Origin of the sequence: Oxalicibacterium flavum (genome assembly GCF_014635065.1) — a bacterium.
GTDB classification, from domain to species: domain Bacteria; phylum Pseudomonadota; class Gammaproteobacteria; order Burkholderiales; family Burkholderiaceae_D; genus Oxalicibacterium; species Oxalicibacterium flavum.
Window position 1 is genome coordinate 538285 of the sequence record NZ_BMCG01000001.1, and the last position, 14641, is coordinate 552925.

The window sequence follows — 14641 nt, forward strand, 5'->3', positions numbered from 1 at the left end:
TCGTTGCCACCTCGTCAGCATCAGTGGGGAGAATTATAAGACCTGCAAGCGTTCAACCGCATCCGCGACAGCCGTCGGCTCGTAGGTACGCAGAATCCTGCGCGTGGCCGGCTCGATCACACCCAGATCGCTGTTGATGATTTCGTTCTTCACCGACAGCAGTTGCGCCGGATGCATGGAGAACTCGCGCAAACCCATGCCGAGCAGCAGGCGCGTCATGCGCGTATCGCCGGCCATTTCACCGCAGACCGAAATCGGCACGCCGGCCTTGGCAGCGGTGGCGATCGTATGCGAGAGCAGGAACAGGATGGACGGGTGCAGCGGATTGTAGAGATGCGCCACTTCGTGATCGACACGATCGATGGCGAGCGTGTACTGGATCAGGTCGTTGGTGCCGATCGAGAGAAAGCTCAGGCGCTTGATGAATAGCGGCAGCGCCAGCGCCGCCGCCGGAATCTCGATCATGGCGCCGACCGGCAACTGTTCGTCGAACTTGACGTTCTGCTTGCGCAACTGCGCCTTGGCCTGCTCGATCAGCGCCAGCGTCTGATCGATCTCGAAGGCATGCGCCAGCATCGGAATCAGTAGCTTGATCGGACCGAAGGCCGAGGCGCGCAGGATGGCGCGCAGCTGGGTCAGGAACATCTGCGGTTCGGCCAGGCAGAAGCGGATCGCGCGCAGGCCGAGCGCCGGGTTGAGCGAGGTGTGCTCGATGAAATCGATGGGCTTGTCGGCGCCGATGTCGAGCGTGCGGATAGTGACCGGCCGTCCCTTCATGGCGATCACGGCCTGCTTGTAGGAAGCGAACTGTTCGTCCTCGCCCGGCAGCGCCGATTCGGCGGGACGGTTCATGAACAGGAACTCGGAACGGAACAGGCCGACGCCATGCGCGCCGCCGTCCAGCGCCTGCGGGCAGTCGTCCGGGAATTCGATGTTGGCCAGCAGCGTGACCGGCGTGCCGTCGATGGTGACGGCCGGCGTCTTCTTGAGCTTGCCGAGTTTCTTGCGTTCGCGCGCGAGTCGTGCCTGGCGTTCGCGGTACTGTTCGAGCACCAGGTTGGACGGTGCTACCACTACCACGCCGGCGTCGCCGTCGATGATGAGCCAGTCGTTCTGCTTGATCAGCGTGGAGGCATGCGAGACGCCGACCGTGGCCGGAATGTCGAGACTGCGCGCGACGATGGCCGTGTGCGAGTTCTGCCCGCCAAGATCGGTGATGAAGCCGCTGAAGGCGCGGTCGCGGAACTGCAGCATGTCGGCCGGCGAAATGTCGTGCGCGACCACGATCATGGCGGGCGCGCCGTCACCGAGCTCGCCCGGCTTGGGCAGCAGGTTGGCGCTGCCGGTCAGTACCTTGAGCACGCGCTCTCCGACCTGTTCGATATCGGCCTTGCGTTCGCGCAGGTAGGCATCCTCGATCTCGGCGAACTGCGACGACAGTTCCTCGATCTGCGTCGCCAGCGCCCATTCGGCGTTGTAGTGTCGCGTGCGGATGATGTCGAGCGGCACTTCGGACAGCATCGGGTCCGACAGGATCAGCACGTGCACGTCGATGAAGGCGCCCAGTTCGGCCGGCGCATCCTTGGGCAGCTCGCTCCACAGCGTCTGCAGCTCCGTGTGCACGGTGGCGATCGCCGACTGCAGGCGCGCGACCTCGGCCTCCACCTGATCGGCCGCGATCAGGTAATGCTGCACGTCCAGGGCGGCCGGCGACAGAATGTGCGCGCGCCCGATGGCGATGCCGCGCGAGACCGGGATGCCGTGAAGCGTGAAGGAAATCATCGAATTGTCCGTGTCGTTGAACTTGAACGAAAGGTCTGAACGGCGAGTCGGCGCGCAACGCCGGACGCGCGCCGCAATTATTCGTTTTCGCCGAATCTGTCCTGAATCAACTGCACCAGCGCATCGAAACATTCCTGCTCGTCAGGACCGTTGGTCTCCAGCGTGACCATGGAACCCTTGCCCGCCGCCAGCATCATGACACCCATGATGGATTTGGCGTTGACGCGGCGCTTGTTGCGAGTGAGCCAGACTTCGCTCTTGTATTTGGTGGCAAGCTGGGTCAGCTTGGCGGAGGCGCGTGCATGCAGGCCCAGCTTGTTGATGATTTCGATTTCCTGTTCGATCATTCTTTTGTCTTTTTGTATCTGAATGGAAGGGAAGAAAAAAGTCAGCAGGTCAGTTGGCCGCCAGGCGCACCCGGTTATCGACACGCACGGCGCCTCCCTGCCCGCCCGCAAGCGCCATCTCGACCGTGACATCCAGCGTATCGTCACGGTAAGTCATCGCGCGCAGCAGCATCGGCAGGCTGATGCCGGCGATCACCTGCACGTTTTCGGCACCGCATAATCCCAGCGTGCAATTCGACGGCGTGCCGCCCATCACGTCGGTAATGACCATCACGCCGGAACCGTCGTCGAGGCGACCGATGGCTTCACGCGCCAGCCGTTCCACCTCCTTGGTGTCCTGATCGGCATTGACGTCGATCGCCTCCAGCCGCTCCGGCTGTGCGCGAAATACGTGCGTCACCGCAGAGATGAATGCCTGCCCCAGCGGAGCATGCGTCAACAAGAGAATACCGACCATCCGTCTTTCATCCAAAAAGTGTCATCGTCGCAAAGAGACGGCGATGCTCAGCCATTCCAGCGCGCCGCATGCCGTTCCAGTGCATCGACGAACATCGCGGCGACGTCGAAACCGGTCTGCTGGCGAATTTCCTGGAAGCAGGTCGGGCTCGTCACGTTCAGCTCGGTCATGTAGTCGCCGATGGCATCCAATCCTACCAGCAACAGGCCGCGCTGCAGCAGCACGGGCGCCAGGCTTTCGCCGATCTCGCGGTCGCGCGCCGAGATCTCGCGCGCCTCGCCGCGGCCACCTACTGCCAGATTACCCCTGATTTCGGTCCCTTGCGGAATACGCGCCAGGCAGTATGGCACGACCTCGCCGCCGATCAGCAGGATACGCTTGTCGCCGGCCGTGATCTCGGGAATGTAGCGCTGCACCATGATGGTCGCGCTGCCATTGCCGGTCAGCGTCTCGATGATGGAACCCAGGTTCATCGCATCGCCCTTCACGCGGAAGATGCCGATGCCGCCCATGCCATCGAGCGGCTTGAGGATGATGTCGCGATGCTCGGCGTGGAAAGCCTTGATGCGTGCCGCGTCGCTGGTCACCAGCGTCGGTGCGATGAACTGCGGGAATTGCGCGATCGCCAGCTTTTCGTTGAAGCTGCGGATCGCCTCCGGCTTGTTGAAGATGCGCGCGCCCTGCTTCTGCGCCAGTTCCAGCAGATAGGTCGCGTAGATGTATTCCATGTTGAACGGCGGATCGGTGCGTTCGAGCACCGCATCGAAGGCCGTCAGTCCGCTTGCAGCGGGCGCGTCCTGGCGAAACCAGTCATCGTCGTCACCGGTCAGCGTCACGCGCGACACGTTGGCGACCACGCGGCCGCCTTCGAACGCCATGTCCTTGTGCCGGAATACGTGAATCTCGTGGCCGCGCCGCGCCGCCTCGGCCATCATGGCGTAGGTCGAATCCTTGTAGATCTTGAAACCCGCGAGCGGATCGGTGACAAAAGCCAGTTTCATTGCATGCTTTCCGTATATGCCGGGCCGTGCGCCGGCCAATCGTGCATTGTGCCATCAACGGCGGCAGGCTGCGGCCGGCGCGGCATCAATAGACTTCGGGATTCGGATCGGTCTTTTCCATTTCGAGCGAGGCCGCCAGCAGCGCCAGCCGCGCCACCACGCCATAGATATAGAAGCGATTCGGCGCCGCCGTGCCCGGCTTGGCCTGGTAATCGGGCAGCGCGTGCTGGTGCGCGAATGCCAGCGGCACGAAATGCGCGCCCGGCGCATTCAGATTCTCGTGATTGCCGCGGTCCGCATGCACACGATAGAAACCGCCGACCACGTAGCGGTCGATCATGTAGACCACCGGCTCGGCCACCGATTCGTTGATGTGCTCGAAAGTCGGCACGCCTTCCTGGATGATGACGTCCGACACTTCCAGGCCGTCCTTGACTACCGACATCTTGTTGCGCTGCTTGCGGTTCAGGCCCTTGACCTCGCTCGCGTCGTGCACCGACATGATGCCCATGCCGTAGGTGCCGGCATCGGCCTTGATGACGACGAAGGGCTTTTCCTTGATGCCGTATTCCTTGTACTTCTTGCGCATCTTGGCCAGCAGCGTATCGACGTTGGCCGCCAGCCGGTCCTCGCCGGTCGCCTCGTTGAAATTGACGTCGTCGCACTTCATGAAGAAGGGATTGAGCATCCACGGATCGACGTCGATCAGCTTGGCGAATTTCTTGACCACCTCGTCGTAGGCGGCGAAGTGATTGGTCTTGCGACGCACCGCCCAGCCCGCGTGCAGCGGCGGCAGCAGATTCTGTTCGTTGAGGTTTTCCAGAATCGACGGCAGACCGGACGACAGATCGTTGTTGAGCAGGATGGTGCAGGGATCGAAGTTCTTCAGACCCAGCCGGCGGCCGTTGGCCGAACGCTCGAGCGGTTCCAGCGTCAGCGTGGTGCCGTCCGGCAATTCGATCGGCGTCGGCGCCGTGACTTCGGGCGACAGCGAGCCGAGACGTACATTGAGGCCGGTCTGGCGGAAGATCTGCATCAGGCGCGCCACGTTCTGCAGATAGAACGTGTTGCGTGTATGGCCTTCCGGAATCAGCAGCAGGTTCTTGGCATCCGGACAATATTTTTCGATTGCCGCCATCGCCGACTGCACGGCCAGCGGCAGCATCTCGGGCGACAGGTTGTTGAACCCGCCCGGAAACAGGTTGGTGTCGACCGGCGCCAGCTTGAAGCCGGCGTTGCGCAGATCGACCGAACAGTAGAACGGCGGCGTATGTTCCTGCCACTCGAGCCGGAACCAGCGCTCGATGGCCGGCGTGGCTTCGAGAATCTTTTTCTCGAGATCGAGCAGGGGGCCGTTCACGGCCGTGACGAGATGCGGAACCATAAAAACCTTTTCTGCGGGAACGATTGCTTCGGCCTGCAATTTTAAGGGAAAGTCCGTTCTTTCCCTGCACGAAAGACATCGCCTGATTGAAGAAGGCTATCCAGATGGGGCCGATCATCGCAAATAAAACCCCGAAAAACTTCTGAAACAAAAAAAGCGCCCCGATCGGGGCGCTTTCGAAAACCCGGCAAACCCGGGCAGGAACAATGAAACGGATCAGGAATGGTAGGCCGATTCGCCGTGGCTGGTGATGTCCAGACCTTCGCGTTCCGCTTCGTCGGAGACGCGCAGACCGATGACCATGTCGACCAGCTTGTAGGCCACGAAGGACACCACGCCGGACCACACCAGGGTGATCGCCACGCCCTTGAGCTGGATCAGCACTTGATGGGCCATGTTGAAGTCTTCCGCACCGGTACCGCCCAGCGAGGGAGCAGCCAGCACGCCGGTCAGGATGGCGCCGACGATACCGCCAACGCCGTGGACGCCGAACACGTCGAACGCGTCATCCGCACCCAGCATGCGCTTGAGGCCACCGACACCCCACAGGCAGACCACGCCGGCGATCAGGCCCAGCACGATCGAACCCATCGGACCGACGAAACCGGCAGCAGGCGTGACCGCCACCAGACCGGCAACCGCACCGGAAGCCGCGCCCAGCATCGAGCCCTTGCCCTTGAGCATGGATTCGGCAGCGATCCACGACACCGCGGCAGCGCCGGTTGCCAGGATGGTGTTGATGAAGGCCAGGCCTGCACCGCCGCCAGCACTCAGCGCCGAACCGGCGTTGAAACCGAACCAGCCGACCCACAGCAGCGAAGCACCGATCATGGTCATGACCAGCGAGTGCGGCGGCATGGCTTCCTTGCCGAAACCGACACGCTTGCCAACCATGTAGGCGCCCACCAGACCGGCCACACCGGCGTTGATGTGAACCACGGTACCGCCGGCGAAGTCGAGCGCGCCGTCTTCAAACAGCAGGCCGCCTGCAGCCCAGACCATGTGTGCCATCGGGATGTAGCTGAAGGTGAACCACAGCACGGCGAAGGCGATCACGGCAGCAAACTTCATGCGCTCGGCGAACGAACCGACGATCAGCGCGCAGGTGATGGCGGCAAAGGTCGATTGGAAGGCAACGAACACGTATTCCGGAATCGTGCCGGACAGCGTGTCGGGCGTGATGCCGCTCAGGAACAGCTTGTCGAAGGTGCCGTAGAACGAACCGCCGCCGGCGAACACCAGGCTGTAGCCGTAGATCACCCACAGGATCGGGATCAGCGAGAACAGCATGAATACCTGCATCAGCACAGACAGCATGTTCTTGGAACGGCCGAGGCCGCCATAGAACAGCGCCAGGCCAGGCACGATCATCAGGATGACCAGCATGGTCGAGGTCAGCATCCAGGCGGTATCGCCCGCGCTCAGGACCGGCTCTGCCTCTGCGGCAGCCGGTGCTTCGGCGGCAGGCGCTTCCGTCACGGTCACCACGGTTTCGGCAGCCGGCGCCGTGCCTTCCTGCGCGAACGCAGGCGTGCCCACACCCATTGCCATCAACAAGGCTCCCATTGCCAGAGCACTTGCGAACAGTTTCTTGATACTCATTGTTATCCCCTTAAAGTGCTTCTTTACCGGTCTCGCCGGTGCGGATGCGGACGACCTGCTGCAGGTCATAGACGAAAATCTTGCCATCGCCGATCTTGCCGGTACGCGCCGACGTCTCGATCGCTTCGATCGCGCGATCGACGATCGCGTCATCCACGGCCGCCTCGATCTTGGTCTTCGGCAGGAAATCGACCACGTACTCGGCACCACGATACAGCTCCGTATGGCCCTTCTGGCGGCCGAAACCCTTGACTTCCGTCACGGTGATGCCCTGCACGCCGATCGCAGACAGGGCTTCCCGCACTTCATCCAGCTTGAAGGGCTTGATAATTGCAGTAATCAGCTTCATTGGAACCTCTTGCGTTGGGTTTCGATTAGAACGATTTGGAAATCGACAGAACTGCAGCCGTACCGCTCAAATCCTTGGTCTTCGTACCAGCGGTATTCGTATAGGTGTACAGCGATTCATCCGCGTTCGTACCGATCACAGCGAGACCGATTGTTGCAAAACCGAAGTCGCGCTCCAGCGAAACCTTGTAATCGGTGTAGTCAAGATCACCATTGTGGCGAACCTTTTGATGACCGACATGGAAGCCCAGCGTGGTCTTGTCAGCCACCTCGAAATCAGCACCCAGCTCCAGGTAGCCTGAACCCTTGGTGTCGTCAAGTCCGAAGAAATCGGTCACGGTGTGGCTGTATTTGGCCGAGAACCATTTGTACGAACCCGAAACGTATACTTCAGTGGTATTCGCGCTGACGTCGGTGCCCGGGTAGTAGTAACGCAAGACACCAACGTCCATACCGAAGTCTGGTGTCACATTGAATTTATAGCCGCCGTAGAGATCCATCTCTACATTGCCGCCAGGGAACACGGCATCGCTGACGTTGGAGTTCCAGTTGCCGACATAGAAGCCGCTCGAATGCTCATAATCGAAACCGCCTTGCACTGCGGGTTGTTTGAAGGTCTGAGAAATACCGCGGAAGCGGTAATCGGTGACAACCGAAACATTACCCGTGAAAGAATGTTCTGGCGCAGCCTCTTGAGCGTGAGCCACGCCACCCATGAACACACCCGCTACAGCTGCTGCAAGAATCAGTTTTTTCATGATATTCCCTTTAAGGTTGAAAGTAGAAACCAAATATTGGTTGTCCTCGATCACCCATTTAGCAGAACTCATGCCAGCTTTTTCCCGCAGGATGTATTATCGTTTTTATCAGTAACCGCCGTTCCCGTCTCTGCATCTTCGTGCGGGCACGTTCGATACGCACCTTTCATGCGCAATCCACTGCGGAATGCACAATATTGGTGCGAAAACAGTGCATTTTTATAAGAGGTCGCCATGGATAAGTCCAATTTTATTAACGATATGCAAAACCGTATCAACCAGGTACTCGAAAATTCACCAGCAAAGGACATCGAGAAGAATCTGAAAGCGATGATGACGCAGGGATTCTCCAAACTGGACCTGGTCACGCGCGAGGAATTCGATATCCAGGCGCAGGTGCTGGCCAATACGCGCGCCAAACTCGAAGCGCTGGAGGCACAGGTCGCCATCCTGGAAGCCCAGGCCAAGGACAAGGCCTGATCCACACCATGCCGGGCTGACAAGGCTGCGTGTGCCAAATGCAGCCTGACAAAGAGGGAGGCCGTCGATGCGAACCGGCGACGAAGAATACTTCCGCACCTGCGTGGCCCAGGAACGTAGGCTCGCGCACCTGCTCGGCCATGCCATCACAACATGGAAGAGCTGCACGACAGCGCAGGCGTGCTGTGGGACGGCAATCAACCCCTGCCGCAATGGACGCGCCAATGGGAGGCGTGCGGCCCGCTCCTGGCACAATACAGACTGACGATCGATTACGGCCGGGATGCCAAGGCGCCGCAGGATACCGTCATCACGGTCGGCGGCGCCACGGTCCATTGCAGCGACCATCCTTCCGCCGACCATGCCCTGCGTCATGCGATCGTCAAGGCAGTCATCCAGCACATCGAGCACGAACAGCATCACCCGTAACGACCGCCGCACACCCATAAAAACAAAAGGGAGCGCAATGAGTCTTGCCGTGTTAACCAGCCGGGCACTGGCCGGCATGCAGGCGCCTGAAGTCATGGTGGAGGTCCATCTCGCCAACGGCCTGCCTTCGTTCACCATCGTCGGCCTGCCCGAGACCGAGGTCAAGGAAGCGCGCGACCGCGTGCGTGCCGCGCTGCAGAACGCGGGCTTCGAGTTTCCGACACGGCGCATCACGGTCAACCTCGCGCCAGCCGATCTGCCCAAGGAATCCGGCCGCTTCGACCTGCCGATCGCGCTCGGCATTCTCGCCGCCTCGGGCCAGATGCCGGCCGACACGCTGGCGCAATACGAATTCGCGGGGGAATTGTCGCTGTCGGGCGAACTGCGCCCGATCCGCGGCGCGCTGGCGATGACCTTCGCCATGCAGCGCGCGCAAACGACGCCCGCCCGCGCCTTCATCCTGCCGCGCGCCAATGCCGACGAAGCCGCCCTGGTCGGCAATGTCGCCATCCTGCCGGCCGACTCGCTGCTGCAGGTCGTCGCGCATTTCGCCGCGCACGATGCCGACGCGCGTCTTGTCGCACATGTCCCGCAGGCCGATGCGACACAGCCCGTCTATCCGGACCTGGCCGACGTCAAGGGCCAGGCGCAGGTCAAGCGCGCGCTCGAGGTGGCGGCAGCCGGCGCGCACAGTGTGTTGATGGTCGGTCCGCCCGGCACCGGCAAATCCATGCTGGCAGCGCGCTTCGCCGGCATCCTGCCACCGATGACGGATACCGAGGCGCTCGAATCGGCCGCCGTGCAATCGCTGACCAATGGTTTCAGCGCCAGCCGCTGGCGCATGCGTCCGTACCGCGCGCCGCATCACACGGCCTCCGGCGTGGCGCTGGTCGGCGGTGGCGGCACGCCGCGCCCCGGCGAAATCTCGCTCGCGCATCACGGCGTGCTTTTTCTTGATGAATTGCCGGAGTTCCAACGCTCCGTGCTCGAAGTGCTGCGCGAACCGCTGGAGTCGGGCCGCATCACGATCTCGCGCGCCGCCCGGCAGGCCGATTTTCCGGCACGCTTCCAGTTGATCGCGGCGATGAATCCGTGCCCGTGCGGCTACCTTGGCCATGCTTCCGGAAAATGCCGCTGCACGCCCGACCAGGTCGCGCGCTACCAGGGAAAGATTTCGGGACCGCTGCTCGACCGCATCGACCTGCAGATTCAGGTCGGCGCCTTGCCGCATGAGGAACTGCTCGACGGCACGCCTGGCGAAAGCTCTGCGGATATTGCGCAGCGTGTGGCGCGCGCCGCACTGCTGCAACATGCGCGACAAGGTAAACGCAACAATCTTCTGTCAGGCAACGAAATCGAGACGCATTGCCGGCCCGATGCGGCCGGCGAACAGTTGCTACGCACCGCCATGAGCAAGCTGAACTGGTCGGCGCGCGCCTATCATCGCGTGCTCAAGGTCGCGCGCACGATTGCCGATCTTGCGCAGGCAAGCCGCATCGAACAGCCGCATGTGGCAGAGGCGATCCAGTACCGACGCGCGATGCGGGATCAGTAAGCTAAGCGCGAAACAGGAAAACGATCGTTCCGCACCGGTTCCGCCCTCATGGCGATTCGGCTATTTCCGCCCGGCCTTTCGGATAGGGATGCAGGCAATAGACCGTCCCCTTCTGTGCATTCATGTGCGGCTGCGGATACGTGCCTTCGATGCGGTAGAAAATGGCCTTGGAAAAGACCACGCGCTCGCCAACTGCATGCGCATCCTTCAGTGCACTTTTCTTGAGGCAGGCCTTTTCGGTGCGTTCGTACAGGGCCTGCCATGCGGCGTCCGAGGAAGCAAAGGCCGAAGCAGACGCCAGCAGCAATGCAAACAGGGAAAAACGTTTTTTCATGATGCGCTCCTCAACCGATACGACATAGCCGCAATGAATGATGGAGCAGGCGAATCGTGCGAAGTTCCTGCCTGCGGCATCAGGAAAACCGGTCCGCATCGAAAGCCAGCCGGTTCCAGGTCACACCCAGATGCACATCCGTTTTCAATGCGACCAGTTGCCGCGACACTGCCAGTTGCCCGGCATCCCGACGCAGGCGCTCGCCCATCGCATCTTTCAGGATGCCGGCACCGGCCATGATGCGCTCGATGCTGCCGTAATTCTGCAGCAGGCGTGCCGCCGTCTTGACGCCGACCTTTTCCACGCCCGGAATGCCGTCGGCGGCATCGCCGGTCAACGCGAGCAGATCGGCAAGCATTGCGGGCGGCACGCCGAATTTCTCCTCGACCCACGCAGCATCGTGCCACTCGTTGCGAAAATGATCCCACAGCAACGCGCCATTCGCGATCAGCACATGCAGGTCCTTGTCGGTCGAGGCCACGATCGCCTCGCCGCGTCCCTCGTCCAGCCAGCGCAGCACGCAGGTGGCGATCGCATCGTCCGCCTCCACCTGCGGCACGCTGACCACCTGCATGCCCCACTCGGCCAGCCGCGCATGAAAGTCGATCAACCCGTCGCGCAGCGCCGCCGGCATTTCCTCGCGATGTTCGCGATAGCGCGGGTAGAGCGCGTGCCGCCACGTCGGACCGCCGTGATCGAAAGCGGCCAGCACGTGCGTGGGCCGATGCGTGACCAACAGCTTGCGAAAGGAAGACAGCGAGTGGCGCAGGGCGGTCTCGGCCTTCAGCACCGGATCGGTTTCGGCATTGGCCTCGTAAACGCGGCGCACGATGTTGAGGCCGTCGATCGCGAGCAGTTTTCCCATCCGTGCTGTCCTGACTGGTGAAATGACAATAGATCGATTTTACGCGCCCTGCCGCCTGCCGCAAGATGGAACGCCGGGTGTACCATGCAGCATCTCACCGGGAGTTCTCCGCATGCGACCGTTCCTGCCTTGCCGAAGCCTGCTGTACGCCGCGCTGGCACTGACGCTCGCTGCCTGTACGCCTGCACTGGACTGGCGTGAAGTGCGCAGCGATGACGGCGGCTACGCGATCCTCATGCCCGCGCGGCCGGCCACTGCATCGCGCACCATCGACCTCGATGGCCTGGCCGTCGCCATGACCATGACGGGCGCAGAAGTCGACGGCGTCGCATTCGCGGTCGGCACCGCCGAACTGCCGAACGCGGCGGCAGCCCACCAGGCCCTGGCCGCCATGCAGGAAGCATTGGTGCGCAACATGCACGGCGCCGTTACGGCCGACAGGACACTGGCGGTGCCGCGCGGCACGCAAGGTGGCGCAATGGTAGTGCGTGAAATCCATGCGAACGGCCCTGCTTCTCCGGCCACGCATGGCCAGGCACGCACCATGCGTGTGCGGCTGACAGCCGTCGAGCAACGCGTCTATCAGATTCTGATCAGCGGTCCCCAAAACCATATCGACGACGACATGGCCACTATCTATTTCTCTTCCTTCCGGTTGAACTGAGCACACCGTCTTGCTGTCCATCATGCATGCTCCGCCGGCAGGCAAATGCGACATTTCCCCGCCTGCGGCAATGCCTGATTGCCATGCGCGAGAAGGAAAAAGACAGCGCTGTTGCGCACCGACAAAATCGTGCTATCGTTTCAGCACACCTAACAAGAAAAGGAGGCCGCCCATGTTAGTCACTTTCAAATCCAGGGCCAGCGCGGAAGTTCTGATGTACGAAGAACATGCGAACCGGATTCTCGATCTCCTGCACAAAGATCACAAACAGGGTGTCATCACCGCCGGGGAAACCGCCGCCGCCATCAAGATTCTCGAAGCGGAAATCAGCACGCTCAAGGCCAAGGAAATTCACGCCACCTCCGAAGCCATCGAACGCGACGTGGTTGCCCATCACAACGAAAACGGCGACGACAACGAGCATGAACAACTCGAAACCGTCAGTTTTTCCTCGCGCGCCTATCCGCTGCTGGAAATGCTGCGCGCAGCCAACAAGGAAAACCGCGATGTCCTGTGGGGCGTCCTTCCATGATTCGATCGCCAGTTCCCGTTCAACGGCACGCCATGCGCGTGCCGTTTGTTTTTCAGCGCCATCCTCGGCTTCTCAGCTTTGGCCGCTACAATGACGGTCCGAATGTTTCGTACGGTCGCCGGCATGCATTGCCGTCAGGCCGTGCCTCTTTGCCCGATTTCCCTTGAGTAAGCCAAACCTCCCTCCCGACTCCCTCGCCTTCAGCCTGCACGGCGCCGCACAAGCCATCGCGGCTGTCGGGCGCGGCGTGGCACTGCCGCAGGCACTGATCAAGGTATGGGCGCAATGTTCCGCCTCGCCGCAGGCGCGCGGCGCGATCCAGGACCTGTCCTACCACGCCATGCGCAACATGGGGCGAGCCGAAGCCCTGCTCAACGCCATGACCACGCGGCAGACCGAGCCGGCCGAGCTGCATGGCCTCATCTGCTGCGCACTGGGCCTCTTGTCCGATCCGGCAGAGCAGGGCGAACACGCGCGCTATCCCGCCTTCACGCTGGTGGATCAGGCGGTTGCCGCGGCAGCAGGCGATCCCAGGCTTGCGCATGCCAAGGGCATGGTCAATGCCATCCTGCGCCGCTTTCTGCGCGAACGCGAAGAATTGATGAAACGCGCGGCCGGCACGCAGATGGCACGCTGGAATTATCCGAACTGGTGGATAGACCGCATGCGTTCGGCCTATCCGCAGGACTGGGAAGCCATACTGGAAGCCGGCAACCGGACGCCGCCGCTGACATTGCGCGTCAATCGACGCAGGATCGCCGTCGAGAAGTATCTGGCCGACCTGGCCGCACAAGATATCGCGGCGACGCGCATCGGCGAGGATGCCGTCCGCCTGGCGCAAGCCGTGCCGGTCGGCCAGATTCCGGGGTTCGCGGACGGCCTGGTTTCGGTACAGGATGCGGCAGCGCAATTCGCAGCCGGCCTGCTCGATGTGCAGGACGGCATGCGCGTGCTCGATGCCTGCGCCGCACCCGGCGGCAAGACCTGCCATATCCTGGAGCAGGCGCAGGTTGATCTGCTGGCGCTCGATCACGATGCGCAACGGCTCAAGCGCATCGACGAAAACCTGCAGCGCCTGCAACTGCCGGCCACGTTGCGGCAGGGCGATGCAGGCAAAACGGACTGGTGGGATGGACGGCATTTCGACCGCATCCTGGCCGATGTCCCTTGTACCGCCTCGGGCATCGTGCGGCGCCACCCGGACATTCGCTGGCTGCGGCGCAAGGGCGATACAACACAATTGGCCGCCATTTCGGCCGGAATTCTCGACAACCTTTGGCAGATGCTCGAGCCGAATGGTAAATTGCTGTTTGTGACATGTTCGTTGTGGCCGCAGGAATCGGAGGCGCAGGCCGCAGCCTTCGCGCAGCGCCACGGCGCGTTGCGGCTGCCGGCGCCAGGACAATTGCTGCCGACCGCGACCGACGGACGCGACCACGACGGCTTGTTCTATGCACTGTTCCAGAAGCCTGCCGCATGAATCCCTGACCGACCAATCCATTCCGGCGACCACCTGCCGCAACACGCGTGAACAGAAAACGAATCTCTGGCTTCTTCTGGCTGATCAGCATCGTGCTGCTTGCATTCTCGCTTCATCTTCCCGCCGCGCATGCGGAAGGCATCGAGGTAAGCGAAGCGCATCTCGAACATTCGGAAGAAGGCTATCGTCTTTCTGCCAGCTACGCGCTGGATCTCAACCGCGGTCTCGAGGATGCGCTGAACCGCGGCATCCCGCTCTACTTCACGACCGAGATCGAGATCGTGCGGCCGCGCTGGTACTGGTTCGACGCCAAGGACGTGGTGCGCAGCCAGACCATCCGCATCTCGTACAACCTGCTGACACGGCAGTACTACGCCGCCATGACCGGCCGCATCCACCAGAGCTTTGCCACGCTCGACGATGCGCTGTCGATGGTGCGCCGCCCCAACCGCTGGGTGATCGCCAGCAACGACGAACTCAAGCCGGGCCAGAGCTACGACGTCAGCGTGCGCATGCAGCTCGACGTCGCCCAGCTGCCCAAGCCGTTCCAGGTGCATGCAATGAACAGCAGCGACTGGAAGCTGGCTTCCGACTGGTACCGTTTCTCCTTCACGGCGGACTGA

At 61.8% G+C, this 14641-nt stretch carries 17 protein-coding genes; 7 read left to right on the forward strand and 10 right to left on the reverse strand.

Annotated elements, in window-relative coordinates:
* Positions 1-33 precede the first annotated feature (33 nt).
* From ptsP to IEV38_RS02550, 8 genes are all read right to left on the reverse strand, one after another.
* Positions 34-1782: a phosphoenolpyruvate--protein phosphotransferase gene (gene ptsP / locus IEV38_RS02515; protein ID WP_188394570.1), complete on the reverse strand. Its 1749-nt coding sequence runs from the start codon at positions 1780-1782 to the stop codon at positions 34-36.
* A 77-nt stretch (positions 1783-1859) separates the two neighbouring features.
* Positions 1860-2129, reverse strand: a complete 270-nt coding sequence (locus tag IEV38_RS02520; RefSeq protein ID WP_188394571.1) for an HPr family phosphocarrier protein — start codon at positions 2127-2129, stop codon at positions 1860-1862.
* A 49-nt stretch (positions 2130-2178) separates the two neighbouring features.
* Positions 2179-2586: a PTS sugar transporter subunit IIA gene (locus IEV38_RS02525; protein ID WP_188394572.1), complete on the reverse strand. Its 408-nt coding sequence runs from the start codon at positions 2584-2586 to the stop codon at positions 2179-2181.
* A 47-nt stretch (positions 2587-2633) separates the two neighbouring features.
* On the reverse strand, positions 2634-3587 hold the full coding sequence (gshB, locus tag IEV38_RS02530; protein WP_188394573.1) for a glutathione synthase: 954 nt from the start codon (positions 3585-3587) through the stop codon (positions 2634-2636).
* An 85-nt stretch (positions 3588-3672) separates the two neighbouring features.
* A complete protein-coding gene (gene gshA, locus IEV38_RS02535) occupies positions 3673-4971 on the reverse strand; it encodes a glutamate--cysteine ligase (protein WP_188394574.1) in 1299 nt (432 codons plus the stop codon).
* A gap of 216 nt (positions 4972-5187) precedes the next feature.
* On the reverse strand, positions 5188-6573 hold the full coding sequence (locus IEV38_RS02540) for an ammonium transporter (RefSeq protein WP_188394575.1): 1386 nt from the start codon (positions 6571-6573) through the stop codon (positions 5188-5190).
* Between the two features lie 10 nt (positions 6574-6583).
* Entirely contained in the window at positions 6584-6922 is a 339-nt protein-coding gene (locus tag IEV38_RS02545) for a P-II family nitrogen regulator (RefSeq protein ID WP_188394576.1), read from the reverse strand.
* Positions 6923-6947: 25 nt separating this feature from the next.
* Positions 6948-7751 (reverse strand): TorF family putative porin, encoded by an 804-nt coding sequence (locus IEV38_RS02550; RefSeq protein ID WP_229728512.1) that lies wholly within the window; start codon positions 7749-7751, stop codon positions 6948-6950.
* Between the two features lie 162 nt (positions 7752-7913).
* Here IEV38_RS02550 and IEV38_RS02555 point away from each other — a divergent pair, with 162 nt between their 5' ends.
* The 3 genes from IEV38_RS02555 (at position 7914) to IEV38_RS02565 (ending at position 10143) form a co-directional block, all read left to right on the forward strand.
* Positions 7914-8159 (forward strand): accessory factor UbiK family protein, encoded by a 246-nt coding sequence (locus IEV38_RS02555; RefSeq protein ID WP_188394577.1) that lies wholly within the window; start codon positions 7914-7916, stop codon positions 8157-8159.
* 153 nt (positions 8160-8312) lie between these two features.
* A complete protein-coding gene (locus IEV38_RS02560; protein ID WP_229728513.1) occupies positions 8313-8588 on the forward strand; it encodes an aminoacyl-tRNA synthetase in 276 nt (91 codons plus the stop codon).
* 37 nt (positions 8589-8625) lie between these two features.
* The gene (locus IEV38_RS02565) at positions 8626-10143 is read left to right on the forward strand and encodes a YifB family Mg chelatase-like AAA ATPase (protein ID WP_188394578.1); all 1518 of its coding nucleotides are present in this window, start codon (positions 8626-8628) and stop codon (positions 10141-10143) included.
* Between the two features lie 46 nt (positions 10144-10189).
* On the opposite strand, the gene IEV38_RS02570 is transcribed toward IEV38_RS02565, so the two are convergent.
* Positions 10190-10477, reverse strand: a complete 288-nt coding sequence (locus IEV38_RS02570) for a hypothetical protein (protein WP_188394579.1) — start codon at positions 10475-10477, stop codon at positions 10190-10192.
* Between the two features lie 79 nt (positions 10478-10556).
* Positions 10557-11342 (reverse strand): 5'-3' exonuclease, encoded by a 786-nt coding sequence (locus IEV38_RS02575; RefSeq protein ID WP_188394580.1) that lies wholly within the window; start codon positions 11340-11342, stop codon positions 10557-10559.
* A 112-nt stretch (positions 11343-11454) separates the two neighbouring features.
* Here IEV38_RS02575 and IEV38_RS02580 point away from each other — a divergent pair, with 112 nt between their 5' ends.
* The 4 genes from IEV38_RS02580 to IEV38_RS02595 all read left to right on the forward strand — a co-directional run bounded on the left by IEV38_RS02580 (position 11455) and on the right by IEV38_RS02595 (position 14641).
* Positions 11455-12006 (forward strand): hypothetical protein, encoded by a 552-nt coding sequence (locus tag IEV38_RS02580; protein ID WP_188394581.1) that lies wholly within the window; start codon positions 11455-11457, stop codon positions 12004-12006.
* A gap of 172 nt (positions 12007-12178) precedes the next feature.
* Positions 12179-12538, forward strand: a complete 360-nt coding sequence (locus IEV38_RS02585) for a DUF1840 domain-containing protein (protein WP_188394582.1) — start codon at positions 12179-12181, stop codon at positions 12536-12538.
* Between the two features lie 163 nt (positions 12539-12701).
* Positions 12702-14018: a 16S rRNA (cytosine(967)-C(5))-methyltransferase RsmB gene (gene rsmB, locus IEV38_RS02590; protein WP_188394583.1), complete on the forward strand. Its 1317-nt coding sequence runs from the start codon at positions 12702-12704 to the stop codon at positions 14016-14018.
* Between the two features lie 47 nt (positions 14019-14065).
* Positions 14066-14641: a DUF4390 domain-containing protein gene (locus IEV38_RS02595; protein ID WP_229728514.1), complete on the forward strand. Its 576-nt coding sequence runs from the start codon at positions 14066-14068 to the stop codon at positions 14639-14641.

Coding starts and splice junctions, on each gene's coding strand:
- ptsP (WP_188394570.1), bottom strand. CDS start 1,782: ATGATTTCCTTCACGCTTCACGGCATCCCGGTCTCGCGCGGCATCGCC.
- IEV38_RS02520 (WP_188394571.1), bottom strand. CDS start 2,129: ATGATCGAACAGGAAATCGAAATCATCAACAAGCTGGGCCTGCATGCA.
- IEV38_RS02525 (WP_188394572.1), bottom strand. CDS start 2,586: ATGGTCGGTATTCTCTTGTTGACGCATGCTCCGCTGGGGCAGGCATTC.
- gshB (WP_188394573.1), bottom strand. CDS start 3,587: ATGAAACTGGCTTTTGTCACCGATCCGCTCGCGGGTTTCAAGATCTAC.
- gshA (WP_188394574.1), bottom strand. CDS start 4,971: ATGGTTCCGCATCTCGTCACGGCCGTGAACGGCCCCCTGCTCGATCTC.
- IEV38_RS02540 (WP_188394575.1), bottom strand. CDS start 6,573: ATGAGTATCAAGAAACTGTTCGCAAGTGCTCTGGCAATGGGAGCCTTG.
- IEV38_RS02545 (WP_188394576.1), bottom strand. CDS start 6,922: ATGAAGCTGATTACTGCAATTATCAAGCCCTTCAAGCTGGATGAAGTG.
- IEV38_RS02550 (WP_229728512.1), bottom strand. CDS start 7,751: ATGAGTTCTGCTAAATGGGTGATCGAGGACAACCAATATTTGGTTTCT.
- IEV38_RS02555 (WP_188394577.1), top strand. CDS start 7,914: ATGGATAAGTCCAATTTTATTAACGATATGCAAAACCGTATCAACCAG.
- IEV38_RS02560 (WP_229728513.1), top strand. CDS start 8,313: ATGGAAGAGCTGCACGACAGCGCAGGCGTGCTGTGGGACGGCAATCAA.
- IEV38_RS02565 (WP_188394578.1), top strand. CDS start 8,626: ATGAGTCTTGCCGTGTTAACCAGCCGGGCACTGGCCGGCATGCAGGCG.
- IEV38_RS02570 (WP_188394579.1), bottom strand. CDS start 10,477: ATGAAAAAACGTTTTTCCCTGTTTGCATTGCTGCTGGCGTCTGCTTCG.
- IEV38_RS02575 (WP_188394580.1), bottom strand. CDS start 11,342: ATGGGAAAACTGCTCGCGATCGACGGCCTCAACATCGTGCGCCGCGTT.
- IEV38_RS02580 (WP_188394581.1), top strand. CDS start 11,455: ATGCGACCGTTCCTGCCTTGCCGAAGCCTGCTGTACGCCGCGCTGGCA.
- IEV38_RS02585 (WP_188394582.1), top strand. CDS start 12,179: ATGTTAGTCACTTTCAAATCCAGGGCCAGCGCGGAAGTTCTGATGTAC.